The organism is Pseudomonas sp. C5pp (genome assembly GCF_000814065.1).
Taxonomy (GTDB): Bacteria; Pseudomonadota; Gammaproteobacteria; order Pseudomonadales; family Pseudomonadaceae; genus Aquipseudomonas; species Aquipseudomonas asiatica.
Genome location: NZ_JWLN01000007.1, coordinates 97,243 through 121,217, shown reverse-complemented (window position 1 = coordinate 121,217; position 23,975 = coordinate 97,243). Strand labels below are relative to the sequence as shown.

The 23,975-nt window shown below is 60.0% G+C and carries 22 protein-coding genes, 1 tRNA gene and 1 pseudogene; 13 read left to right on the top strand and 11 right to left on the bottom strand.

The annotated features are described in order from the left end of the window. Nucleotides 1–20 precede the first annotated feature (20 nt). The 8 genes and pseudogenes from RR51_RS07900 (at nt 21) to RR51_RS07875 (ending at nt 8,633) form a co-directional block, all read left to right on the top strand. Nucleotides 21–2,066 carry a type VI secretion system Vgr family protein gene (locus RR51_RS07900; protein ID WP_039613122.1) on the top strand — a complete coding sequence of 682 codons (2,046 nt, stop codon included), beginning with the start codon at nt 21–23 and terminating at the stop codon, nt 2,064–2,066. 14 nt (nt 2,067–2,080) lie between these two features. After that, the gene (locus RR51_RS07895) at nt 2,081–3,439 is read left to right on the top strand and encodes a DUF2169 family type VI secretion system accessory protein (protein ID WP_039613121.1); all 1,359 of its coding nucleotides are present in this window, start codon (nt 2,081–2,083) and stop codon (nt 3,437–3,439) included. A gap of 1 nt (nt 3,440) precedes the next feature. Further along, nucleotides 3,441–3,797 (top strand): DUF4150 domain-containing protein, encoded by a 357-nt coding sequence (locus RR51_RS28985; RefSeq protein WP_082044662.1) that lies wholly within the window; start codon nt 3,441–3,443, stop codon nt 3,795–3,797. A 3-nt stretch (nt 3,798–3,800) separates the two neighbouring features. Further along, entirely contained in the window at nt 3,801–4,973 is a 1,173-nt protein-coding gene (locus tag RR51_RS30170) for a hypothetical protein (protein WP_152619865.1), read from the top strand. 23 nt (nt 4,974–4,996) lie between these two features. Next, the gene (locus RR51_RS30165) at nt 4,997–5,992 is read left to right on the top strand and encodes a hypothetical protein (protein WP_152619864.1); all 996 of its coding nucleotides are present in this window, start codon (nt 4,997–4,999) and stop codon (nt 5,990–5,992) included. Nucleotides 5,993–6,257: 265 nt separating this feature from the next. Continuing rightward, complete coding sequence (icmH, locus tag RR51_RS07885; protein WP_039613119.1) at nt 6,258–7,133, top strand: type IVB secretion system protein IcmH/DotU; 876 nt, start codon at nt 6,258–6,260, stop codon at nt 7,131–7,133. A 28-nt stretch (nt 7,134–7,161) separates the two neighbouring features. Beyond that, nucleotides 7,162–7,815, top strand: a pseudogene (gene tssI / locus RR51_RS07880) (type VI secretion system tip protein TssI/VgrG); the annotation flags it as partial. Between the two features lie 308 nt (nt 7,816–8,123). Further along, a complete protein-coding gene (locus tag RR51_RS07875) occupies nt 8,124–8,633 on the top strand; it encodes an autoinducer binding domain-containing protein (RefSeq protein ID WP_039613117.1) in 510 nt (169 codons plus the stop codon). A gap of 162 nt (nt 8,634–8,795) precedes the next feature. Here RR51_RS07875 and RR51_RS07870 read toward each other — a convergent pair. The 7 genes from RR51_RS07870 to RR51_RS07840 all read right to left on the bottom strand — a co-directional run bounded on the left by RR51_RS07870 (nt 8,796) and on the right by RR51_RS07840 (nt 13,446). Further along, nucleotides 8,796–8,871: transfer RNA gene (locus RR51_RS07870), tRNA-Gly, on the bottom strand. Nucleotides 8,872–8,935: 64 nt separating this feature from the next. After that, nucleotides 8,936–9,496, bottom strand: a complete 561-nt coding sequence (gene pgsA / locus RR51_RS07865; RefSeq protein WP_039613116.1) for a CDP-diacylglycerol--glycerol-3-phosphate 3-phosphatidyltransferase — start codon at nt 9,494–9,496, stop codon at nt 8,936–8,938. A 32-nt stretch (nt 9,497–9,528) separates the two neighbouring features. Beyond that, complete coding sequence (uvrC, locus tag RR51_RS07860; protein ID WP_013973365.1) at nt 9,529–11,352, bottom strand: excinuclease ABC subunit UvrC; 1,824 nt, start codon at nt 11,350–11,352, stop codon at nt 9,529–9,531. A gap of 6 nt (nt 11,353–11,358) precedes the next feature. Beyond that, a complete protein-coding gene (gene gacA / locus RR51_RS07855) occupies nt 11,359–11,997 on the bottom strand; it encodes a response regulator transcription factor GacA (protein WP_015271036.1) in 639 nt (212 codons plus the stop codon). Nucleotides 11,998–12,060: 63 nt separating this feature from the next. Continuing rightward, nucleotides 12,061–12,450 (bottom strand): helix-turn-helix domain-containing protein, encoded by a 390-nt coding sequence (locus RR51_RS07850; RefSeq protein ID WP_039613115.1) that lies wholly within the window; start codon nt 12,448–12,450, stop codon nt 12,061–12,063. 114 nt (nt 12,451–12,564) lie between these two features. After that, on the bottom strand, nt 12,565–12,999 hold the full coding sequence (locus tag RR51_RS07845; RefSeq protein WP_039613114.1) for a GNAT family N-acetyltransferase: 435 nt from the start codon (nt 12,997–12,999) through the stop codon (nt 12,565–12,567). 60 nt (nt 13,000–13,059) lie between these two features. After that, nucleotides 13,060–13,446, bottom strand: coding sequence for a DUF488 domain-containing protein (locus RR51_RS07840; RefSeq protein ID WP_039613113.1), 387 nt, complete (start codon nt 13,444–13,446; stop codon nt 13,060–13,062). Nucleotides 13,447–13,574: 128 nt separating this feature from the next. Here RR51_RS07840 and RR51_RS07835 point away from each other — a divergent pair, with 128 nt between their 5' ends. Next, a complete protein-coding gene (locus RR51_RS07835) occupies nt 13,575–15,191 on the top strand; it encodes an inorganic phosphate transporter (protein WP_039613112.1) in 1,617 nt (538 codons plus the stop codon). Between the two features lie 173 nt (nt 15,192–15,364). Here the strand turns inward: RR51_RS07835 and RR51_RS07830 are convergent, their stop codons facing one another. From RR51_RS07830 to RR51_RS07820, 3 genes are all read right to left on the bottom strand, one after another. Beyond that, nucleotides 15,365–16,060, bottom strand: a complete 696-nt coding sequence (locus RR51_RS07830; protein ID WP_039613111.1) for a glutathione S-transferase N-terminal domain-containing protein — start codon at nt 16,058–16,060, stop codon at nt 15,365–15,367. A gap of 87 nt (nt 16,061–16,147) precedes the next feature. Next, nucleotides 16,148–16,645: a PaaI family thioesterase gene (locus RR51_RS07825; protein ID WP_039613110.1), complete on the bottom strand. Its 498-nt coding sequence runs from the start codon at nt 16,643–16,645 to the stop codon at nt 16,148–16,150. A 61-nt stretch (nt 16,646–16,706) separates the two neighbouring features. Next, nucleotides 16,707–18,089 carry an amino acid permease gene (locus RR51_RS07820; RefSeq protein WP_015271043.1) on the bottom strand — a complete coding sequence of 461 codons (1,383 nt, stop codon included), beginning with the start codon at nt 18,087–18,089 and terminating at the stop codon, nt 16,707–16,709. Between the two features lie 255 nt (nt 18,090–18,344). Between RR51_RS07820 and gcvA the strand changes: the two genes are divergently transcribed. Then, nucleotides 18,345–19,241 (top strand): transcriptional regulator GcvA, encoded by an 897-nt coding sequence (gene gcvA / locus RR51_RS07815; RefSeq protein WP_039613109.1) that lies wholly within the window; start codon nt 18,345–18,347, stop codon nt 19,239–19,241. Nucleotides 19,242–19,476: 235 nt separating this feature from the next. Further along, nucleotides 19,477–20,730: a 2-aminoadipate transaminase gene (locus tag RR51_RS07810; protein WP_039613108.1), complete on the top strand. Its 1,254-nt coding sequence runs from the start codon at nt 19,477–19,479 to the stop codon at nt 20,728–20,730. Nucleotides 20,731–20,743: 13 nt separating this feature from the next. Here the strand turns inward: RR51_RS07810 and RR51_RS07805 are convergent, their stop codons facing one another. Beyond that, nucleotides 20,744–21,046 carry a hypothetical protein gene (locus tag RR51_RS07805; RefSeq protein ID WP_013973376.1) on the bottom strand — a complete coding sequence of 101 codons (303 nt, stop codon included), beginning with the start codon at nt 21,044–21,046 and terminating at the stop codon, nt 20,744–20,746. A gap of 245 nt (nt 21,047–21,291) precedes the next feature. On the opposite strand from RR51_RS07805, the gene RR51_RS07800 reads away from it, so the two are divergent. Both RR51_RS07800 and fusA read left to right on the top strand, forming a co-directional pair. Then, nucleotides 21,292–21,717, top strand: a complete 426-nt coding sequence (locus RR51_RS07800) for a hypothetical protein (RefSeq protein ID WP_039613107.1) — start codon at nt 21,292–21,294, stop codon at nt 21,715–21,717. Between the two features lie 73 nt (nt 21,718–21,790). Next, nucleotides 21,791–23,902, top strand: coding sequence for an elongation factor G (fusA, locus tag RR51_RS07795; RefSeq protein WP_039613106.1), 2,112 nt, complete (start codon nt 21,791–21,793; stop codon nt 23,900–23,902). The last annotated feature ends 73 nt before the right edge of the window (nt 23,903–23,975 follow it).

The window sequence follows — 23,975 nt, the reverse complement described above, 5'->3', positions numbered from 1 at the left end:
ACGGCGGACAAGGATTGCTTATGCCTAGCCAATCTGATTTGCGTTACAGCTTCCAGCCTTTAGTTGGAAAAGCTGAATTCGAAGTGGTGTCGTTCGAACTCCGAGAGGGGATCAGCATGCCCTTCGAGCTGGAGCTGAAACTCATCAGCTTCGAAAACGATATCGACTTCGGCCACCTGCTCGACAAGCCCGTACTTTTTACCATCTGGGACGGCGAACGCCCGGTGCGCTACGTGCACGGCCTTGTCAGCCGCTTCAGCCAGGCTGAAAGTGGCTTCCACCGCACCTACTATCACGCGCTGGTCGAGCCCCAGCTGGCCCGGGCCGACTTGCGCTCGAACTGGCGCATCTTCCAGCAAAAGACCGTCCCGCAAATTCTTGAGCTGATGCTCCAGCGCCAGGGCATCAGCCAGTACGAACTGCGCGCCAGCATGGACCATCAGGTCCGCGAGTTCTGCGTTCAGGCCGGTGAGACGGACCTGGCGTTCATCGCCCGCCTGGCTGCCGAAGAAGGCTTCGTCTACCGCTTTGCGCACAGTGAAAAGCTGCACAAGCTGATCATTACCGATCGGCTGCAATCATTCGGCTTGATCAGCCATGGGACCATCAAGGCCGAGGATGACGACGAGCCTGTAGACCCTGACAGCGTGCTGTACCAAGCCACCGGCGGTGGCGATCAAGCCATGCCGTGCCTTCGCCGTTTGCGCTACAGCGAGCAGGTGCGCACCGCTCGCCAGGTTCAGCGTGACTACACCTTTACCAACCCGGCCTACCGCCAGGAACACAGAGCTGCCGGGCCCTTCCTGGAGCATCAGTCCAAAGAGTACGAATTCTTCGATTACCCGGGCCGTTACAAACGCGATGTGGTCGGCAAGCCGTTCACTGAGAACCGCATCACTGCGCTGCGCCACGATGTACGTATTGCCGAAGTTGAGGGTGACGATGTTCGCCTGCAACCGGGCCTGAGCTTCACCCTGACAGGTCACCCACGTGGCGACCTAAACGCGCATTGGCGGGTGAACACGGTTACCCACAAAGGCAAACAATTCACCAGCCTGCAGGAAGAAGCCGCCGGCGCAGATATCAGCACGCACTACGAGCAGACCACCGTGCTGGTCCCCGGCCGGACCGAATGGCGCCCTGCCCCACTATCAAAACCACGCGTTGATGGCCCGCACATGGCTACCGTGGTCGGCCCGAAGGGAGAAGAGATCTATTGTGATGAGTGGGGCCGGGTGAAGGTCAGCTTTCCCTGGGACCGTGAAAGCCAGAACAACGAGTTCAGCTCCTGCTGGGTGCGTGTGTCGCAAGGCTGGGCCGGTGGCAGCTGGGGCGCGATGGCGATCCCGCGCATCGGCCAGGACGTGATCATCCAGTACGTCAATGGCGACCCCGACCAGCCGATGATTACCGGGCGTACCTACTGTGGTGATCAGCTCCCGCCCTACGACCTGCCCGACCACAAGACCCGCATGACCATCAAGAGCCAGACCCACAAGGGGGATGGTTTCAATGAACTGCGTTTCGAGGATGAGCTGGGTCGGCAAGAGGTGTTCATTCATGCCGAGAAGGACCAGAACAACGTCGTCAAGCACAACGAAACCACCTTCGTCGGCAACGACCGCAGCGAGCGCGTCGATCACAACGAAACCATCTCCATCGGCGACCACCGCACCGAAGACGTTGGCAAAAACGAAACCATCAGCATTGGCGCCAACCGCAGCGTGACCATCGGCGCCAACAAGACCGAAACCATCAAGCTGGCCAAGGCAGAAACCATCGGTTTGGCCAAGGCCCTGACCATCGGTGCGGGCTACCAGGTGAGCGTGGGCGCGGCCATGAACACGACTGTTGGGCTCAGCCAGAGCGAGCAGGTGGGGATTCATAAGTCAGTGGTGGTCGGCAACAGATTCAGCATCACCGCAGGCGACGAACTGAGCATCACGGTGGGCAAGGCCACTCTGGTGATGAAGTCCGACGGCACTGTGCTGATCAACGGCAGCAACTTTGACTTCAGTGCCACAGGGCCTGTGCAAATCAACGGCAAGGATGTCGATCTCAACTGAAGGGGTAGCCCAAGATGGAATTTCGCAACCTGACGCCATTTGACGTCATGTGCTTCAGTGCGCTCGATAAACAGGATGTCGAACATCCTGTGATTGTGATGAAGGTTGGTTATCGGTTAGAGCCTATCGCCGAAAGACCCGGGCACCTAAGCGCCCAAGTAATAGATGATGAGCCCGTAGCACTCTGCCTGGCTGATCATTACTTCGGTGATGAAGGTCGCAGCAGCGTAAAAGAGGAAAGCGACTTAGCCCCCTTTAAACCTCGCTGTGATGTCATCATTAACGGGCACGCCCACGCTCCCAATGGAACTCTCACTCGCGACTGGGTAGCTGGCATTCGCCTAAGCGAACCGGCAGCGCCGTTGAAGATCACGGTCGAGCAGCCTAAGCCATGGAAGGCAGGCGAACCACTTACGCAACAGCAACTCTATGCATGGCGTGATGCGCAAGCCGAAGCAAACCTACGCCGCGCGAACGCACCCACTCGCAATATTCTTTTAGATAAACGACTACGTTTCACAGGGCCGCGAGTATTTAGGCAAGGCTTCTTGGGTGGCTGGCATCTAACTGAAGCCGAATTGGCCAAGCATGTACCATTACAATGGGAATACGCATTTGGCGGATCGAGTGTCTTTGCGAATCCGCACTACCCCGAGCACACGCCTGAGCCCTACCTACTCAATCAGGTCTGTTATAGCAACCCTCTGGGGCGAGGCTGGATTGAGCGTCGTCATTTTGAAGTGGCCAGCTCACTTGAACTGCTCCTTGAGGAACTACCCGCCCCGCAGATTGAGCCGACTGATAGGCCTATCGAAAGGCTGCTGAAAATCTCCCAGCCAGACGGGGATATCAGTGCCGTTGAAATGGCTGAAATTTCGAGCGCCCTGGGCCACCAGCCTGTCGGGTTCGGGGTTGTAGGACGAGCGTGGGCACCCCGCCTGGCTTTAGCCGGCACGTACGACAGTGACTGGCAAGACAGACGCTGGCCAGGTCTGCCCGACGACTTTGATTTCAGCTATTGGAACGGCGCACCTGCGGACCAGCAGACCACCTTTTTTCGACCAGATACTTGCATTGAGTTGTTCAACCTCACCCCGCCCGATTGGAACCACAACGGCCAGTCATGCATAGAGCTACCAGGGCACCGCCCATTCCTACTCGCTCGGCTACACAGTGGTGCGATGGTCCCTCTACCGTTGCTGACCGACACCCTCTCGATCGACACCGACACAATGACGTTGTCGATGACTCATCGGGTGAGCCTTCCCTCAGCAGATCCCATTCGTGTGTTGGAGGCCCGATTCGAAGTTGACCCACGTGCTCCGCTCATCAAGCGCGCCTCAACAGATCACCTGAACCAGGAGGTGCTCTGAAATGGCGGAGAACGTTCTTGCACGTAAACAAGACAAATGGATAGTCGTCAGCATTGCCCCAGATGTCTGTAAAACACCCATGGGGGGAGCCACGCCACCCGTACCCTACCCGGTCTCTGCAGAGCTGAAAGCTGCAACAGGCGTCGCGAAGTCAGTGCGCGTTAATGGACACTCCATAGTTGTCTATGACAAGAGTTTTATACCCAAGACAGACGGTGACCAAGCGGGTGCGGCCAAAGGCATTAAAAGCAATACGGTTGGAGGGAAATGTTACCCGCACGAGAGAAGCAGCACCGTCCGGGCCGAAGGAAAGCTGGTAATACGCCATAACGATCTTTTCTGGATGAACGGGTCGTGATTTATGGACGAGCCACTCAACATCGAAATAAGTAAATTTCAGAAGCCCATCAGCGCCACTAAGAGCATCGCCACTTACCAACAGGGTGATCTTGTCGTCGTACAAATTTGGCAAGGGCAAACTCGACTTTACCATGACGCCCTTACCTATGAGGAGTATTTAACATTCAAAGATAGCGTCCCTGAATATGGACTACCTAACTACCCACCACCCAAGGACTACAAAAATAAAGACATAGACGGGACAACCGCCAACGGTAACACGATAGGCCGTGTCGTCGGCGAAACTGCGAAAGCGAAAATACCAGTTCCATCTTCCAACCCCTCACCGGAGGCTGAAACAGAAAAGGAAAGTTTGTGGGAAAAAGCCAGCCCGTGGGTGCATGGCACACTAGACGGACTCGGGTTCTTACCAGGCTTGGGTGCTATTTCTGACGGAATCAGCGCGTTCATTTATGTCTTGGAAGGGGACATTGAGAACGCGGGCCTTGCTGCTTTTGCCGCGATCCCGGTTTTCGGCGATGCAGCTAAGGGCGGTGTACTTGTGGGCAAGGCTGCAGGCAAAGTGAACAAATCTCTAAAAAACAGCCATGCCACTCCTCCAAAACCCTCACCACCGACAGAGAGAAAGCCGAACAAGCCGAAGAACAACGGGGGAAAGTCTAAAGGCGAGAAAAGAAATTGCCGACTTCGCAGATACGGCAATGGAAATAATTGCCCGCCTGGAAAAACAGGGCACCATATAGTAGCAGATCGCGCTTTTAGGCTCCCCAACAAAAATAAAGCCCCAGGACCACGACTACCTGGCGGGCTCTCACATGCAAACGGCTACACTATCTGTGTCGACGGGGGAACCCCAACCAAGAAAGGTAGCAAAGCAAACGAACATGGTCTGATCCACGCTATTTATGACCCTGCTGAGAGGGAGTTAGGTAGAAGAGGCACACCTCAGGGAACTGCCACATTAGGTGAGCTTGAACTCATTGGCGTAATGGCAGCGTCAGCTATAACCGGGTGCAACCCTACAAGGATGCTTGCAGAATTACACGCATACCACGCCAGCATGGGATTGAGATCCAACGATCGCTACCGCGCTTATAACAAAACAAACCTTCTAAACCCTGGCGACATCACAAAGCTCGGGTCCAACACTCAAAAAGGCTCAGGCGGCTTATAACTTGCCAACAAGAGGAAAGCAAATTGAACATCAGCAGCAAAATAACATTTGGGAGCGCATGCGCGATAAACGACGACATATTATATGTCGCGTCCTTCGCGGACAAACTTGAGAGCATAGAGCACACAAGAGTGTTCGTTCTAAACCTTGGCCTGCCTGAAAAGTGGTTTTATCACGACATCGACCACAAAACAGTAATTTCGACTGCCCTAAGACCTCCGCACGCTGAAACCGTAAGAGCAGGATGCTCTCTCACAGCAGATGGTGAAATTGAAATATACAACTCCGACGGCATTGAAATTTTAGCAATCCCGAAGAGAAGCGAAGCGAAACTCACTTCACTCACCGTGATTGACAATATTTTTTTTGTTTGTGGCGGAGAAGGCCAAATATACCAACTAGACCAAAACCGCTGCACAGAAACCGGTTATCAGATAGGAAAAGAAACAACATCAACCTTAGCAAAGACACTTGAACTAGTTAGTTCAGACAATTCAAACAAAATTCAAGAACTTGCTCAGCAAGCTAGATCAATTACAACCTTGCAATGCATTGACGGCCTTTCCAAAGAAGATGTCTACACCTGCGGAACCAACGGCACAATTTATCACTGGAACGGGGCCTCATGGACCAGATGCAAAAGCGGCACCAAACAACATCTGCACAATATTCATTGCATTTCAGCTGATGACATCCTGATTTGCGGCCACAACGGAACAATTGTAAGAGGCAATTACAAACTGGGCTTCAAACGAATACCCACAGAAAAGACAGATACAAATTTTTGGTGCATCAAGCAATTTAACGAACAAATCTACATTGGTACAACCACAGGCTTACTCACGCTAAAAAACAAGAAATTTGAAAAAGCCATACCCTCTACGCTACCAATCCCTCACCAATATAGCATAGAAAATTTAAGCTCAACCCAAAGCACTCTTTGGATAACAGCAGACAGATTCATATTGCGACTTCAAAAAGATCAATGGGAACTAATAGAACACCCAGACAACCTATAAGTTACAGAAAACACACACCAGAGCCTCGCCTTGAACTTATAAACGGCGAGCCTTGGCGCTCCCGAGCAGAATAAACGGATAACCTCATGGACTTCGATCACATCAAGCCCTGCTTGACCTCTCGATTAAAAGAATAGTTACCTTGAAAATCAGTTCACCAACCCAGCTCAGGCCGCACAGACCTGCGTTTAATCGCTTCGGCATTCATATGCCCGAGGCATCCCCAGGTTCTTTATCCCGCCCTGGGCCATCAGGAGCGAACAACATGACAAAAGATAACAGCAGTGAAGAAGATGTCACAGAGAGCGTGGTGGCGTCGATTCAACGAGCCAAGAAGAAGGCAGAAGAAGCACGAGTTCGCGCCCATGATGAGCCCAAACACAGTGAGAGTGAGGAAGCCAGCACTGCAAAGGGCGAATCTCCGGGTTATACGTCAGACCCAGACTTTCAACTGCGTGGCGGCTACGACAACCTGATGCTGGATGCCGCCGCCCCTCTATTCGGCCTGGTGATACGCCTGCGTACCCTAGATGCCTTGCCCAACATCAAGGACGTGCATCAGCAAGTGCGTAACCAGATCGAAAACGTGCGGGAAGAGATGCGCCAGCACGGCTACGAGCCCGCTCAGTTGCTGGCGTACTCATACGGTCTTTGCCTTTTCATCGATGAAGCTGTCATGGACAGGCCTTGGGGTAAAACCAGCTGCTGGAGCCAGGAACCCCTGCTCAGCATTTTCCACGACGAAACCTGGGGTGGAGAGAAAGTCTTCACCGTACTGTCGCGCCTCATGCAGGAACCCAAACGTTATCAGGACGTGCTGGAGTTCATGTACTTCGCGCTGTGCCTTGGTTTGAAAGGCAAGTACGCCATCGCCCCGAAGGGCGAAGAATCCCTCAACGCTCTGATACACCAACTCCACGGGATTATCCGAGAACTGCGCGGCCCGACACCGGAGACCGTTTGCGATCCCTACACCAACGTCGCCCCGCGCAAATTCCGCATGAACCGGCAATGGCCATGGTGGAGCCCGCTGGTTATCTCCGCCCTCGCCATGGCGGTGGCCTACGGCATCTACAGCTACCGGCTGCACCTCATTACCACCGAGGTGCTGGAGTCGCTGAACGGCATCTTGCAGCAGTAACAGATCGGCGCATGTCGCCACGGATTTCCGTTTGCGCTACAGCGAGCAGGTGCGCACCGCTCGCCAGGTTCAGCGTGACTACACCTTTACCAACCCGGCCTACCGCCAGGAACACAGAGCTGCCGGGCCCTTCCTGGAGCATCAGTCCCAAGAGTTCGAATTCTTCGATTACCCAGGCCGTTACAAACGCGATGCGGTCGGCAAGCCGTTCACTGAAAACCGCATCACTGCGCTGCGCCACGATGTGCGTATTGCCGAGGTTGAGGGTGACGATGTTCGCCTGCAACCGGGCCTGAGCTTCACCCTGACAGGTCACCCACGTGACGACCTCAACACGCACTGGCGGGTGAACACGGTTACCCACAGAGGCATCCAGTTCACCAGCCTGCAAGAAGAAGCCGCAGGTGTGGAACAAGGCACGCGCTACGAGCAGACCGCCGTGCTGGTCCCCGGTCGGACCGAATGGCGCCCTGCCCCACTATCAAAACCACGCGTTGATGGCCCGCACATGGCTACCGTGGTCGGCTCGAAGGGAGAAGAAATCTATTGCGATGAGTGGGGCCGGGTGAAGGTCAGCTTTCCCTGGGACCGCGAAAGCCAGAACAACGAGTTCAGCTCCTGCTGGGTGCGTGTGTCGCAAGGCTGGGCCGGTGGCAGCTGGGGCGACGGATCAGCAAAGCGGTGTACAAGCCAGGCGAAGCCGAGCCGATATACCGGACGCTGTTTCACTGGCAGGGATTGCGCTTGCTGCAGGAAGTGCAGAGCGGGCTGCCCAGCCTGTATGTCTATACGAGCCCGAACAGCTATGAGCCAGAATTTCTGATGCTGCCTGGCCACGATGAACGATTTTTCATCCACGCGATAAGACTTTAAACATTTTGTTTATTTCTTCGACGCTATGCCCCGCTTATAGTTGATGGGGCCGGTTGGTATTTGAAGACGCTGAGTGCCAGTCCTCCGACCGTACGAGCGATCCTACAGGGAGGTACGATGCTCAACAGAACAGCACAAGACTGGGAGCGTTTGCGAGCGCTGCCCGCCTTGCTCAAGGAACTCCCTGCAATCACGGATGAACTGGGCTTCCATTTCTACAGCTTCAGCTGCACCTGCCCCACCCACGAGGTTCATGCGGGCAACCTTCCACCGGGTGGAGAACGACTTGTCCAGACCGCATTGGACTTCAGGCCCCATCATCGCCAACAAGCGACTGTTCCCGTCCTTTGGACCAAGGATGTCTTCTTGAATAGGCCCCGGTTGTGGGAGGTCGCGCAGGGGCTTGGACTACGCCACGGCTTGATCCAACCCGTGCACGATGACGCCAGGCAAAGCAGCCTGGCGCTGTTACGCCCACATGTGAGTCTTTCGGTACAGGAGCTCTATCAGAAAGCTGCGCAGATCATGTGGCTGAGTGAACGCCTGCACTTGGCGGCAACTCAAGGGGAGCAGCACTCAGCTACGCTCACGAGCCCTATGGACCTCCGTGCGCATTATAACGAGTAACCTGGAGTCAGCCATCGGACGCTATCATCGGCCTGCAGTAGGCCTAACGACGGTCCGCTACCGCGACAGTGAAATAGTGGCTTTGACTGAAACGAAAAAAGACGCCGAAGCGTCTTTTTTCAATGATCTACAGACTTCCATGGAACCCTGTAAATCTATATTTGGAGCGGGAAACGAGACTCGAACTCGCGACCCCGACCTTGGCAAGGTCGTGCTCTACCAACTGAGCTATTCCCGCGTCTTGATGGGTGCCATTCTAGCGATTTCTAAAACAGCGTCAACCCCTTGATTCAAAAAAACTTTTATTTCTGCTCCGAGCCTTCGCGCAGGTGCGGCCAGGCGGCCAGCAGGTAGTGCACCATCGACCACAGCGTCAGCCCCGCCGCCACCAGCAGCAGCGCGTAGCCGAGGATTACCCAGAAGGTCACCGCCGGCGGGTTGCCCAGCAGGATCACCAGCGCCAGCATCTGTGCCGCAGTTTTCCACTTGCCGAGGTTGGACACCGCCACATGCGCCCGCGCGCCCAGCTCGGCCATCCACTCGCGCAGCGCCGAAACCACGATCTCGCGGCCGATGATCACCGCGGCCGGCAGGGTCAGCCAGAAGTTGGCGTGGGTCTGCACCAGCAGCACCAGGGCCACCGCCACCATCAGCTTGTCGGCCACTGGGTCGAGGAAGGCACCGAACGGCGTGCTCTGCTGAAGACGACGCGCCAGGTAGCCATCCAGCCAGTCAGTGGCGGCGGCAACGGCGAACACACTGCTGGCGGCCATGTAGCTCCAGTGGTAGGGCATATAGAACAGCAGGATGAAAATCGGGATGAGCAGGACGCGTAGAACGGTGAGCAGGTTTGGAATATTCATCGGTACGACTGGCCGCAAGTTGAGCCCGCATTCTACTCGCTATGCAGGCTGGCATAAATCGACTCGGCAAGCTTTTTACTGATGCCGGGTGCTTTGGCGATTTCATCGACACTGGCGCGGTTGAGCTCCTGCAGGCCGCCGAAATGTTTCAGCAGGTCGCGCCGGCGCTTGGGCCCTACCCCGGCCACATCCTCCAGGCTGGACACCCGGCGGGCCTTGCCGCGGCGGGCGCGGTGGCCGGTGATGGCGAAACGGTGGGCCTCGTCGCGGATCTGCTGGATCAGGTGCAAGGCCGGTGAGTCGCCCTTGAGGGTGAACTCATGGTGCACGTCGTTCAGGTACAGGGTTTCGAAACCGGCCTTGCGCGTCACGCCCTTGGCCACGCCAAGCAGGGTCAGGTCGCTGAAGCCCAGCTCCTGCATCACGTCACGGGCCATGTTCAGCTGGCCCTTGCCGCCGTCCACCAGCAGCACGTCGGGCAGCTTGCCCTCGCCATCCTTGATGCGCCCGTAGCGGCGGGTCAGGGCCTGGTGCATGGCGGCGTAGTCGTCACCAGCGGTGACGCCTTCGATGTTGAAGCGGCGGTAGTCGGACTTGAGCGGGCCTTCGGGGCCGAACACCACGCAGCTGGCCACGGTGGCTTCGCCGCTGGAATGGCTGATGTCGTAGCACTCCAGGCGCTGCGGCACCTCGTCCAGGCCCAGCACCTCGGCCAGGGCCTCGAAACGTGCGGCCATGTGCTGGCGGTTGGCCAGGCGCGCATTGAGCGCCTGCTCGGCGTTGGTCACCGCCAGCTGCTGCCAGCGGGCGCGGGTACCGCGTACCCGGTGGCTGATGGTCAACTCGCGGCCGCGCAAGGTCTGCAGGGCTTCGCTGATGGCTGCGAAGTCTTCGTGCACCACGTTGACGATCAGTTCGCCCGGCAATTCGCGCTCGGCATTGCCCAGGTAATACTGGGAGAGGAAAGCGGCCATTACTTCGGCCACCTCCTCCTCGATGCCCACCTGCGGGAAGAAGTTCTTGCTGCCCAGCACCCGCCCGCCACGCACGCTGATCAGGTGCACGCAGGCGCCACCGGGGTTGACGAAGGCGGCGATAACGTCGACGTCGCCGCTGCCGCCTTCGATGTACTGCTGGTCCTGGACGCGCCGCAGCAAGGCGATCTGGTCGCGCAACTCGGCGGCCTTCTCGAAATTGAGGGCCATGGCGGCCTTCTCCATCTCGGCATTGAGCTCGTTGCCCAGTTGCTGGCTACGCCCTTCTAGGAACATCACCGAGTGGCGCACGTCCTCGGCATATTCCTCGGCGGTCACCAGGCCCGTGCAGGGCCCTTTGCAGCGTTTGATCTGGTACTGCAAGCATGGCCGGGTGCGGTTGGCGTAGTAGCTGTCTTCGCACTGGCGCACCGAAAAGGCCTTTTGCAGCAGGCTGAGGCTTTCGCGAATGGCGCCTGCGCTGGGGTACGGGCCAAAGTAGCGGCCCTTGGCCTTCTTCGCCCCACGGTGAATGCCCAGCCGCGGAAACTCGCCGTCGGACAGGAACACGTAGGGGTAGGATTTGTCATCGCGCAGCAGGATGTTGTACGGCGGCCGCCACTCCTTGATCAGGTTCTGCTCCAGCAGCAGCGCCTCGGTTTCGTTGGCGGTGATGGTGGTTTCGACCTGGGCGATGCGGGCCACCAGCGCGGCGGTCTTGGGCGCCAGGCCGGTCTTGCGGAAATAGCTGGCCAGGCGCTTCTTGAGGTTCTTGGCCTTGCCCACGTAAAGCAGCCGGGCTTCGCCGTCGAACATCCGGTAGACGCCCGGGCGACCACTGCAGGTAGCCAGGAATGCGCTGGCATCGAAAACTTGGGACATGAGGTTTTACAGGCTTGCGTCGACCATGCCGTGGCGAACGGCCAGCAAGGTCAGTTCGACGTCGCTGGTGACCGAGAGTTTTTCAAAGATCCGATAACGGTAAGTATTGACGGTCTTGGGCGAGAGGCACAACTTGTCGGAGATGATCTGCACTTTCTGGCAGCCGACGATCATCAGGGCAATCTGGATTTCCCGTTCCGACAAGGCATCGAACGGTGAGCCCTGTGGCTGGAATGGCTTCAGCGCCATCTGCTGGGCAATCTGGGGGCTGATGTAGCGCTGGCCGGCGAAGGCCAGGCGGATGGCCTGGACCATTTCGTCGAGGCCGGCGCCCTTGGTCAGGTAGCCAGCAGCGCCGGCCTGCAGCAGGCGTGTGGGGAACGGGTCTTCCTCGCACACGGTCACGGCAACCACCTTGATGTCCGGGTGGCTGCGCAGCAGCTTGCGGGTGGCCTCCAGGCCGCCGATGCCGGGCATTTTCACGTCCATCAGCACCACATCCGGCTTCAGTTCACGGGCCAGCCTGAGTGCCGACTCGCCCGAATCGCCCTCACCCACCACCTGCAGGCCATCGATGTCGGCCAGCATGCGTGTAATACCGGTTCGTACCAGATCGTGATCGTCGACCACTAAGACCCTAATCAAGCACACACCTCGTCAGCAGGGCGATTGGATCCCGCCACCTTAACAAAATTTTTCACGGCGGACCTAACGCATTCCTTCCGTAAGAAACGCCTGAGGTTCAACCGTAAGCGGTCTCACTGTCTGTCGGGATTTGTCGTTGTTGGTCAAACGCCGCAACAAGTGCCAAAGTGCCGCCTGATCGTCGAACGACAACTGCCGGAAAGCCCCCAGCAAACCGGACTCATCGGCGCTCAGCCCCTCGAGCGGTGCCGGGGTGCGGATACCGCTGAGCACATATAGTGCATCCACGCCTCGGGTTGCCAATGCCGCCAGGTAATCGAGCCGCGGCAATCGTTCACCACTCTCGTATTTGCCCTGGGCATTGGGTTCGACGCCGCCGATATCGCCAAACACGCGCTGGGTCATCCCCAGGCGTTCTCGCTCTTCCCGCAGCCGCGGACCGATTCCATTCATGGGGGGTCTCCTTATCCCTGATCATACTCATGTACGGCCTACCCGCTGCAGGTAGCCGTGAACGCTTGGGTTCACTATGCCGATGCTCACCAGTGGCGACAAGCCATCATTGAGTTATTGGTCGATCGTGCGCTGCATGCGCACGAAGCATTCGTCCTCACCCATTTCGACGAAGCCGTGGCGCTGGTAGAGCACCCGCGCCGGGTTGCTGCGAAACACCATCAGCCGCAGCAGCGGCAGGTGCCGCTGGCGGGCCCACAGTGCCAACTGCTCCAGCACCCAGCTGCCGACCCCGCGCCGACGGTGCTCGGGTAGCAGGTGCAACTCGCGGATGAACAGCGCCTGGCGGTCCTGGCTGAGGCTGCAGAAGCCGAGTACCGCGTGGCCATCGGTCACCAGCCACTGCTCGCGCCAGCCCCAGGCTTCGTCGAAGGCTTCCTCTAGCCACAGCAGGTCGTATTCGCGGTAGTACGGCAACATCGCGCGGCGCGTGAGGTCGCGGGCGAAGGTGCGGTGGGTGTCGTTGGCGGGGGTCAGTTTCAGGGACATCACATTTCATACTCTTCGGTTTGCCAGGCCCGGCCCTATCGCCAGCACAACGAATATCAATCATGGGGCGTAGCACACGGGCGAACTGCCGGGCCCACGCCGGTCCAGTTCGTCCTCCAGCCATTCAGCCAACACCCGGGCATTGTTGTGCTCCGTATCCTTGCCCGCATAAAGCAATGTCAGCGTGCCCTTTCCGGCCAGGTCCAGCAGCGGGTACCAGTGCTCGGGGTGGGCCGCCAGCTCTTGCTGGTAACGCTCGGTGAAGCCGGCGAAATCCACTTCACCCTGGTGAAACGCCTTGCGCAACTCATCCGAGGGTGCAACTTCGCGCAACCACTGCCCGTGCAGGTCTTCCTTGCGCTTGTTACGCGGCCAAAGGCGATCGACCAGCACGCGCTGGCCGTCGTCTTGCTCAACCGCATCGTAGACACGCTTGCAGCGAATCATGGGTTTCTCCTGCCACTACCGTCCGTCTTGAGCCTAGATAAATCATTGATCGAGGTCACGGCCGGGTTACGAATTGTTTCTATGCTCAAGGCCTTCGGCACCCTTGCCCCACCCCGACCGGAGCCACCATGGCAACCCCCTCACTGGCCAGCCTGCCGCAACTGGCCCAACGCGATGCCCGCCCGCAACTTGCCCACAAACCCGGGCGAGCCACCCTGGTGTTGTTCTTCGGCCTGCTGCTGGCCGGTATTGCCTACACCGCCTGGAGCCTTAAACAGGATGTGACGGCCAGCGGCACGGTAATCACCACGGTCACACCATTCCTGCTGCTGGGCCTGGCATTGCTGATTGCACTGGGCTTCGAGTTCGTCAATGGCTTCCATGACACCGCCAACGCAGTGGCCACCGTCATCTACACCCACTCGTTGCCTGCCCCCGTCGCCGTGGTCTGGTCCGGGCTGTGCAACTTCCTCGGCGTGCTGCTTTCCAGTGGCGCGGTGGCGTTCGGCATCATCGCCCTGCTGCCGGTGGAGCTGATTCTGCAGGTCGGCTCCTCGGCCGGTTTCGCCATGGTCTTCGCCCTGCTGCTGGCAGCGATCATCTGGAACCTCGGCACCTGGTGGCTGGGCCTGCCGGCCTCATCCTCGCACACCCTAATCGGTTCGATCATCGGCGTGGGCGTGGCCAATGCGCTGATGCACGGGCGCGACGGCACCAGTGGCGTGGACTGGGCCCAGGCCAGCAAGGTCGGTTATGCCCTGCTGTTCTCGCCACTGCTCGGCTTTGCCTGTGCCGCCCTGTTGCTGCTGGCCCTGCGCGCGCTGGTCAAGCGCAAGGCGCTGTACCAGGCGCCGGAAGGCCAGACACCACCACCGTGGTGGATTCGCGGTGTACTGATCCTGACCTGCACCGGGGTGTCCTTTGCCCACGGCTCCAACGACGGCCAGAAAGGCATGGGCCTGATCATGCTGATTCTGGTTGGCACCCTGCCGATGGCTTACGCATTGAACAAGACCATGCCCAATGAACAGGCTTTGCAGTTTTCCGCGGTCGCCGAGGTTACCCGCCAGGCACTGGTGCGCGGCGCCCCGCAAGCAGCACCGGCCGACCCACTCCAGGTGCTGACCACGTTCATTGCCGAGCCCAGGGCCAACCCGCAACTGATACCGGCGCTGGCGGCACTGACCGGCATGATCGGCGAAGAGGTCAAAGGTTATGGCTCGCTCAAGCGGGTACCGGCCGAAGCCATGGCCAACGTGCGCAACGACATGTATCTGACCAGCGAAGCCATCCGCCTGATCGAGAAGAACCAGCTGGTGGTATTCGATGCAGGTACACGCAGCCAGGTGCTGCTGTTCAAGACCCAGCTGGATGATGCTACCCGCTACATCCCGCTTTGGGTGAAAGTGGCCGTGGCCATCGCACTGGGGCTGGGCACCATGGTCGGCTGGCGGCGCATCGTGGTGACGGTAGGCGAGAAGATCGGCAAGACCCACCTCAGCTATGCCCAGGGGGCTTCGGCCGAAGTGGTGGCAATGTGTACCATTGGTGCGGCGGACATGTTCGGGTTGCCGGTGTCGACCACCCATGTGCTGAGCTCCGGGGTGGCCGGGACCATGGTGGCCAACGGGTCGGGGATTCAGAAGCGCACGCTGGTCAACCTGCTGATGGCCTGGGTGCTGACCTTGCCGGCAGCGATGCTGTTGGCCGGCAGCCTGTACTGGCTTCTGCACCACATTTTCTGAAAAGCTGGAATACGCCCCTTGTAGGAGCGGCCTTGTGTCGCGAAAGGGCTGCAAGGCAGCCCCGGCGATTTATGCATCAGTGCTGAAATCCCGGGGCCGCCTTGCGGCCCTTTCGCGACACAAGGCCGCTCCTACAATGGCCGGTGCATGCACATAAGGCCGGTGTTGCCTGATCAGCCTGGGATTTTCAGGCCCCGTTGCACGGCCGGCCGCTCGAGGAACGCCGCCCGCACTCGCTGCACTTCCTTGAACTGATCGAAGCCAACCAGGTCTCGGGCGTTGTAACGCTCAACCAGGTTACGCACCCACGGGAAGATCGCGATATCGGCAATGCTGTACTCGTCGACCATCCATTCCCGGCCCTTCAGATGCCGGTCCAGAACACCAAGCAGGCGCTTGGACTCATTGACATAACGGTCCCGCGGGCGCTTGTCCTCGTATTCCTTGCCAGCAAAGAAATGGAAGAACCCGACCTGGCCGAACATCGGCCCGATGCCACCCATCTGGAACATCAGCCACTGCAAGGTCTGGTAACGCTGGGCCGGGTCCTGGCTGAGCAACTGGCCGCTCTTCTCTGCCAGGTACTGCAGGATCGCCCCCGACTCGAACAACGGCAGCGGCTGGCCGCCCGGGCCATTGGGGTCAAGGATGGCGGGGATTTTGTTGTTGGCGCTGAGCGAGATGAACTCGGGGCTCAGCTGGTCATCGTTGTCGAAGCTGACCTTGTGCGGCTCATAGGCCAGGCCGATCTCTTCGAGCATGATCGACACCTTGACGCCGTTGGGCGTCGGCAGCGAATACAGCTGCAGGCGCTCGGGGTGTCTGGCGGGCCACTTGCGGGTAATGGGGAAAGCACTGAGATCGGTCATGATCAACCTGGCCTGGGGAATGAACCTCTCACTCTAGAGACATCCCCGGCCGCTGACCATCACCGACCACTCATCAGCACCGGCGGCTCAGGCCTGGCCGTGGGCCTTGAGCTTGAGCTTTTCGGTATCGACGCGAACGAACACCGAGTCGGCAGTCACTGTCAGCACATCGTCGGCCCAGACTTCGCAGAGCACCCGGGTCTTGCGCCCCACCTCACCTTCCACACGCGCCTTGAGCAACAATTCGACGCCCATGGGCGTGGGCTTGAGGTAGTTCAGGCCAAGGCTGCCAGTGACACAGTCGATACGCGGCAGGCTGCCCGCTTCGCGACCTTCGTTGCGGTAGTGGTAAGCCATTGCCGTCCAGTTGGAGTGGCAGTCGACCAGCATCGCCAGCAGCCCGCCGTAGACCAGGCCGGGCCAGCCGATGAAGGTGCTGTCGGGCGCGTGCCGGCACACCAGGTGGATGCCGTCGGCGTCCCAGTGGCTTTGCAGGTGCAGGCCGCTGGGGTGGGAGCAACCGCAGCCGTAGCAAGTGCCGTCGGGTGCGGCGAGGGCCTGGAGGGAAAGGGGGTGGTCGTTCATACGCTTCCTGTGCTTATTGATATGGGGGGGCGCGCAACGCCCCCACATTAAAGCAGAAACATCAGGCCGTCTGGGCAACCACCCTGGCGCGCCGCTGGGTCAGCGAAACCAGCAGGATGAACGCGGTCACCCCGGCGGTCATCAGCGTCTCGTAGCGGTAGGCATCGCTGAACAGCATGTAGCCCAGCACCATGACGATGGTGCCGATCACCAGCCAGGTCAGCCATGGGAACAGCCACATCTTCAGCTCCAGCGGCCGCCCTTCGCGCTCGGCACGGGCCCGCATGCGCAGCTGCGAAACGGCAATCACCAGGTACACCAGCAAGGCGATGGCGCCGGTGGTGGACAGCAGGAAGCCAAATACCTTGCCCGGGAACACATAGTTGACGAAGCACCCGGCAAAGCCGGCCAGGGTCGAGAAGATGACCGCCACGGTCGGTACGCCCGAGCCGGAGATACGCTTGGTAACGCTCAGCGCCTGGCCACGGGCGCCCAGCGAATAGAGCATGCGCGACGCAGTGTACAGGCCCGAGTTCATGCAACTGGTCACGGCAACCAGCACCACGATATCCACCAGCAGCTTGGCGCCCGGCACGTTCAGCACTTCCAGCACGCGCTGGAACGAACCTACCGCTTTGAGGCCCGGGTCGTTCCACGCCACAAGCGACACCACAAGGAAGATCGACGCCAGGTAGAAGATGGCGATGCGGTATACAACAAGGTTGGTAGCGCGGCGGATCTTGTCTTTCGGGTTGGCGGTTTCGTCAGCGGCAATGGTGACGATTTCGGCGCCGAAGAACGAGAAGATGGTGATCAGCACGCCGCCGAGCACGGTGCCGAAACCGTTGGGCATGAAGCCTCCGTTGTCCCACAACCGGCTGACCCCGGACACCTCGGCCAGCGGCCAGACGCCGAACACCGCCAGGCTGCTGACCACGATGAAGGCGATGATCGCCACCACCTTGACCAGCGCGAACCAGTACTCGAAGGCACCGAAGTTCTTCACGCTGATCAGGTTGGTACCCGACAGCACCAGCATGATCAGGAAGGCGAACAGCCACGACGGCACGCCAGGGAAGTAGGCATGCAGGATGTCGGCGCCGGCAATGGCCTCGACCGGAATGATCAGTACCCAGAACCACCAGTACAGCCAGCCGATGGTAAAGCCCGCCCAAGGGCCGATGGCTTCGGAGGCATAGGTGGAAAACGAGCCGCTGTTGGGGTTGGCGATGGCCATTTCACCCAGCATGCGCATCACCAGCAAGACCAGCAGACCGGTCATGGCGTAGGAGATGAGGATGGCCGGGCCGGCGGTGGCGATGGCGTTGGAAGAACCGATGAACAGGCCGGCACCGATGATGCCGGCGATGGAGATCATGGATACCTGACGGGACGTCAGGCCGTGCTGCAGGGAGCGCTGTTTGTTGTTGTTTGGCGAAGCCATGAAGAACCCTCGAATGGGTCGGCCGCAGCGGGGCGGCTGAAGACTGGAGCAGAATTCTTATAAATTTCTGATGTTCGTTTTTGTTGTTTTGCAGATGCCGGAAGCGGGTACTGACCTCCTCTTCGCACGACCGGTTGTAATCGTTGATCCAGGTCAGTATTAATCTATAGGCCGAGGTCAACAAACGACCTTTTCGAAACACATGATTCCGTTATGGAATGAACTCCTTCCTTTTTTGCTCGGTATTTGCCCGTCATGTCCAAACGCCTGATGCCTTCGACCACCGCCCTTCAGTGCTTCGAAGCGGCCGCCCGCCACCTCAGCTTCACCCGCGCGGCCCAGGAACTGCACCTGACCCAGAGCGCCGTCAGCAAGCAGGTGGCGCAGCTCGAGGACATGCTGTCGCACTCGCTGTTCCAGCGCATTCGCCGGCGCCTGCACCTGACCCCGGCTGGCGCGCTGTACCTCACCGAAGTGAACAAGATCCTCACCCAGATCGACATTTCCAGCCGCTACATCCTCAGCTACGGCGACGAGACCGAAGTGCTGCGCATCGCCACCCAGCCCACCTTCGGCGCGCGCTGGCTGGTACCTCGGCTGAAGGGTTTTGGCGACCGCTACCCGCGCATTCACCTGGATATCCGCAACGAACTGGAGCCGTTCGACCTGGTGCAGGCCAAGGCCGACATTGCGTTTTTCTTCGGCCAGGGCACCTGGCCCGGGGCAACCTGCATCGAACTGTTCAGCGAGGAAGTGGTGCCGGTGTGCAGCCCGCAGCTGCAGGCCAACCACCGGTTCGACAGCGCCCAGGCGCTGACCGAGCACCGCCTGTTGCAGTGTGTGTCACGCCCGGAGGCCTGGCACGAATGGTTCCTGGGGCTGGGGCTGCATAGCCAGAACAGCTACCACGGGCCCCGCTTCGACACGTTCTACCTGTGCATCCGCGCAGCCATTGCCGGCTGCGGCATCGCCCTGATTCCGCGCTACCTGGTGGCCGAAGAGTTGAGCGAGGGCAAGCTGGTAGTGGCCTGGGACCACCCGGTGGCGAGCAACGGCCGGCACTTCATCGCCCATGCCGAGCATGCGGCCGAAGTGCCCAAGGTCAGGGCCTTCGTGCAGTGGATTCGGGAGCGGGTGGCCGAGGGGGACTGATATCACCTGGGCGGGCCTCTTCGCGGGTAAACCCGCTCCCACAGGGATCGCACACCTTTCAAGCGCGGCGCCGTACCTGTGGGAGCGGGTTCACCCGCGAAGAGGCCAGTGCTAGCAATACAAAATCAGACAAGATCAAGAATCCAGGGAATGACCGCAATCGAATAATTCGTTTGCGGAATAACCTGCCAACACGCTTGGATAATAAGAAATTCGAACAAAGGTCCGCGTGCCCATGAACCAGGAAAGTATCAGCCAATCCATTGCCATCGTTCACCCGATCACACTTTCCCATGGCCGTAATGCCGAAGTCTGGGACACCGACGGCAAACGTTACATCGACTTCGTCGGTGGTATCGGTGTACTCAACCTGGGCCACTGCAACCCGGCCGTGGTCGAGGCGATCCAGGTCCAGGCCGCTCGCCTGACCCACTACGCCTTCAACGCAGCCCCCCACGGCCCATACCTGGCGCTGATGGAACAACTGAGCCAATTCGTACCGGTCAGCTACCCATTGGCCGGCATGCTCACCAACAGCGGCGCGGAAGCTGCGGAAAACGCCCTGAAAGTGGCCCGTGGTGCCACCGGCAAACGCGCCATCATCGCCTTCGACGGCGGCTTCCACGGTCGCACCCTGGCCACCCTGAACCTCAACGGCAAGGTCGCCCCATACAAGCAGCGGGTCGGTGAACTGCCGGGGCCGGTGTACCACCTGCCCTACCCCAGCGCCGACACCGGGATTACCTGCGAACAGGCCCTCAAGGCCATGGACCGCCTGTTCAGCGTCGAGCTGGCAGTAGAGGACGTGGCAGCGTTCATCTTCGAGCCGGTACAGGGCGAAGGCGGCTTCCTCGCCCTTGACCCAGCCTTCGCCCAGGCCCTGCGGCGCCTCTGCGACGAGCACGGCATCCTGATCATCATCGACGAGATCCAGTCAGGTTTCGGCCGCACCGGCCAGCGCTTCGCCTTCCCGCGCCTGGGTATCGAGCCCGACCTGCTGCTGCTGGCCAAGAGCATTGCTGGCGGCATGCCGCTGGGCGCGGTGGTCGGGCGCAAGGAGTTGATGGCAGCGCTGCCCAAGGGCGGCCTGGGTGGCACCTACTCAGGCAACCCGATCGCCTGCGCAGCGGCCCTGGCCAGCCTGGCGCAGATGACCGACGAGAACGTCGCTACCTGGGGTGAGCGCCAGGAGCAGGCAATCGTGCGCCGCTTCGAGCGTTGGAAGGCCTCGGGACTGAGCCCGTTCATCGGCCGCCTCACCGGCGTCGGCGCGATGCGCGGGATCGAGTTCGTCAATGCCGACGGCAGCCCGGCACCGGCGCAACTGGCCAAGGTGATGGAAGCGGCGCGGGCCAAGGGCCTGTTGCTGATGCCCAGCGGCAAGGCGCGGCACATCATCCGCCTGCTGGCACCGCTGACCATCGAGGCCGAAGTGCTCGAGGAGGGCCTGGATATCCTCGAGCAGTGCCTGGCGGAGCTGGGCTCCTGAGAGGAACGGGGGCTTAAAGACCCAGTTCCTGCGGGGTGAGCATGTCGGACTCGAAGGCAATCCAGCCGCCTTCGAGTTCGGCGTGCCCGTTGACGATCGGGCCGTAGTAGGTCAGGCCGTTCTCCAGGGTCACGCAGATGTGCGTGGCGTTCTTTTCGGGGGCTGCGAGCGTACCGACGAAATGCACCTTCTTCAGCGTTTCGGTCACCGCTTCCAGGCCAACGCGCATGTTGGGGTTTTCCGAGGCCTCGGCGTCGCCGCCACGGTCTTCGGCGCTGACGGTGATGGTGGCGATGTACGGGTACTTGGTGCTCAAGCGGGTTACCTCTGTGGGTGTGTAGGCGTATGGGCGCGTAGAGTACGGCAGGTGATCTCTATTGTCTCTACTGGCCTCTTCGCGGGTAAACCCGCTCCTACAGTGACCGCACATTGCCCAAGGCCTGCGCAGTACCTGTGGGAGCGGGTTTACCCGCGAAGAGGCCGGGCCTGCAAAAGGTGATCTGAATGCCCCGATCTGTTAGGGTGCCCGCCGATGCACGCCACACCACACGAGGATCCCGAGTGAGCGCCGAAGAACCCCTGATCGCCGACCTGTTCGAAGTCGACAAACGCCTGTCCCTCAAGCCTGTGGTGGACTTCAACAGCTACCTGCGCAACGCCTTCGGCGAAGGCCCGTGCCGTTGCCATCGCTGCACCGAAGGGGGCGACCAAGGCACCTACAGTCACGCCCACACCTTCACCTTCGACGGCCGCCAATGGCACCGCCGCTTTGCCAGCACCTCCGGCAGCGACGTCGCCCAGGCCCTGAAAAAGGCCTGGCTTTCGTACACAAAGGCCGATCTCAACCTGATCGGCGCACTGGACCTGGCCACTCTCAAGACCTTCACCGAAGCCGCCCTGCACACGCGCCTGCTGGCCCTGCTGCCAGCCAGCGGCCTGGCCCGCGAAGTGGATGGCCAGTGGCTGCTGCAAGCCCAGGCCGACTGACGGCCCGGCGGTAAAGCAGGATTCTCCCGTTCTGCTACCGTGGGAGAATCCGCTCATCCGCAGGTAGTCCGCCATGGCCCGTACAACGCCCATCGAGCTGTATCGCAATATCGGTATCGTCGCCCACGTGGACGCCGGCAAGACCACGACCACCGAGCGGATCCTGTTCTACACCGGGGTCAACCACAAGATGGGCGAAGTGCACGATGGTGCCGCGACCATGGACTGGATGGCCCAGGAGCAGGAGCGCGGCATCACCATCACCTCGGCGGCGACCACTGCCTTCTGGCAGGGCTCGACCAAGCAGTTCGCCCACAAATATCGCTTCAACATCATCGACACCCCAGGCCACGTCGACTTCACCATCGAGGTGGAGCGCTCGCTGCGCGTGCTCGATGGCGCGGTAGTGGTGTTCAGCGGCGCGGACGGGGTCGAACCGCAGTCCGAGACCGTATGGCGCCAGGCCAACAAGTACCACGTGCCGCGCCTGGCCTACATCAACAAGATGGACCGCCAGGGCGCCGACTTTCTGCGCGTGGTCAAGCAGATCGATCAGCGCTTGGGCCACCATCCGGTGCCGATCCAGCTGGCCATCGGCAGCGAAGAGAACTTCATCGGCCAGATCGACCTGGTGAAGATGAAGGCCATCTACTGGAACGATGCCGACCAGGGCACCAGCTACCGCGAAGAAGACATCCCTGCCGAGCTACAGACACTGGCCGACGAGTGGCGCGCGCACATGGTCGAGGCAGCGGCCGAGGCCAATGACGAGCTCACCATGAAGTTTCTCGAAGGTCAGGAACTGAGCGTCGACGAAATCAAGGCAGCTCTGCGCCAACGCACCATCGCCAACGAAATCGTACCGACCATCCTCGGCTCGTCGTTCAAGAACAAGGGCGTGCCACTGATGCTCGATGCGGTCATCGACTACCTGCCCGCCCCTTCGGAGATTCCGGCCATCAAGGGCACCGACCCGGATGACGAAGAAAAGCACCTGGAGCGACACGCCGACGACAGCGAACCGTTCTCCGCCCTGGCATTCAAGATCGCCACCGATCCGTTCGTCGGCACCCTGACCTTCGCCCGGGTGTACTCCGGCGTGCTCAGCTCCGGCAACGCGGTGCTCAACTCGGTCAAGGGCAAGAAGGAACGCATCGGCCGCATGGTGCAGATGCATGCCAACCAGCGGGCTGAAATCAAGGATGTGTGCGCCGGCGACATCGCCGCGCTGATCGGCATGAAGGACGTGACCACCGGCGACACCCTGTGCGACATGGACAAGCCGATCATTCTCGAGCGCATGGACTTCCCCGACCCGGTAATTTCCGTGGCAGTGGAACCAAAGACCAAGGCCGACCAGGAAAAAATGGGCATCGCCCTCGGCAAGCTGGCCCAGGAGGACCCGTCATTCCGCGTGCGCACCGACGAGGAAACCGGCCAGACCATTATCTCGGGCATGGGCGAGTTGCACCTGGACATCATCGTCGACCGCATGCGCCGCGAGTTCAACGTCGAAGCCAACATCGGCAAGCCACAGGTGGCCTACCGAGAGAAAATCCGCAACACCTGCGAGATCGAGGGCCGCTTCGTCCGCCAGTCCGGCGGCCGGGGCCAGTACGGCCACTGCTGGATCCGCTTCGCCCCCGGCGACGAGGGCAAGGAAGGCCTGGAGTTCATCAACGAGATCGTTGGCGGCGTGGTCCCACGCGAATACATCCCGGCTATCCAGAAAGGCATCGAGGAGCAGATGAAGAACGGCGTGCTGGCCGGCTACCCGCTGATCAACCTGAAGGCGGCGGTGTTCGACGGCTCGTACCACGATGTCGACTCGAACGAAATGGCCTACAAGATCGCCGCCTCGATGGCCACCAAGCAGCTGTCGCAGAAAGGTGGGGCGGTGTTGCTGGAGCCGGTGATGAAGGTGGAAGTGGTGACCCCGGAGGAGTACCAGGGTGACATCCTCGGCGACCTGAGCCGGCGCCGCGGGATGATCCAGGACGGTGATGAAACGCCGGCCGGCAAGGTGATCCGTGCCGAGGTGCCGCTGGGCGAGATGTTCGGCTACGCCACCTCGATGCGCTCCATGACCCAGGGCCGGGCCAGCTTCTCGATGGAGTTCACCCGTTATGCCGAGGCACCGGCGAGCATTGCCGATGCCATCGTCAAGAAGAACCGCGGGGAATAAAACCTTCTCCTGCACCGGCCTCTTCGCGGGCATGCCCGTTCCCACAAGGGTTATGCGATCCCTGTGGGAGCGG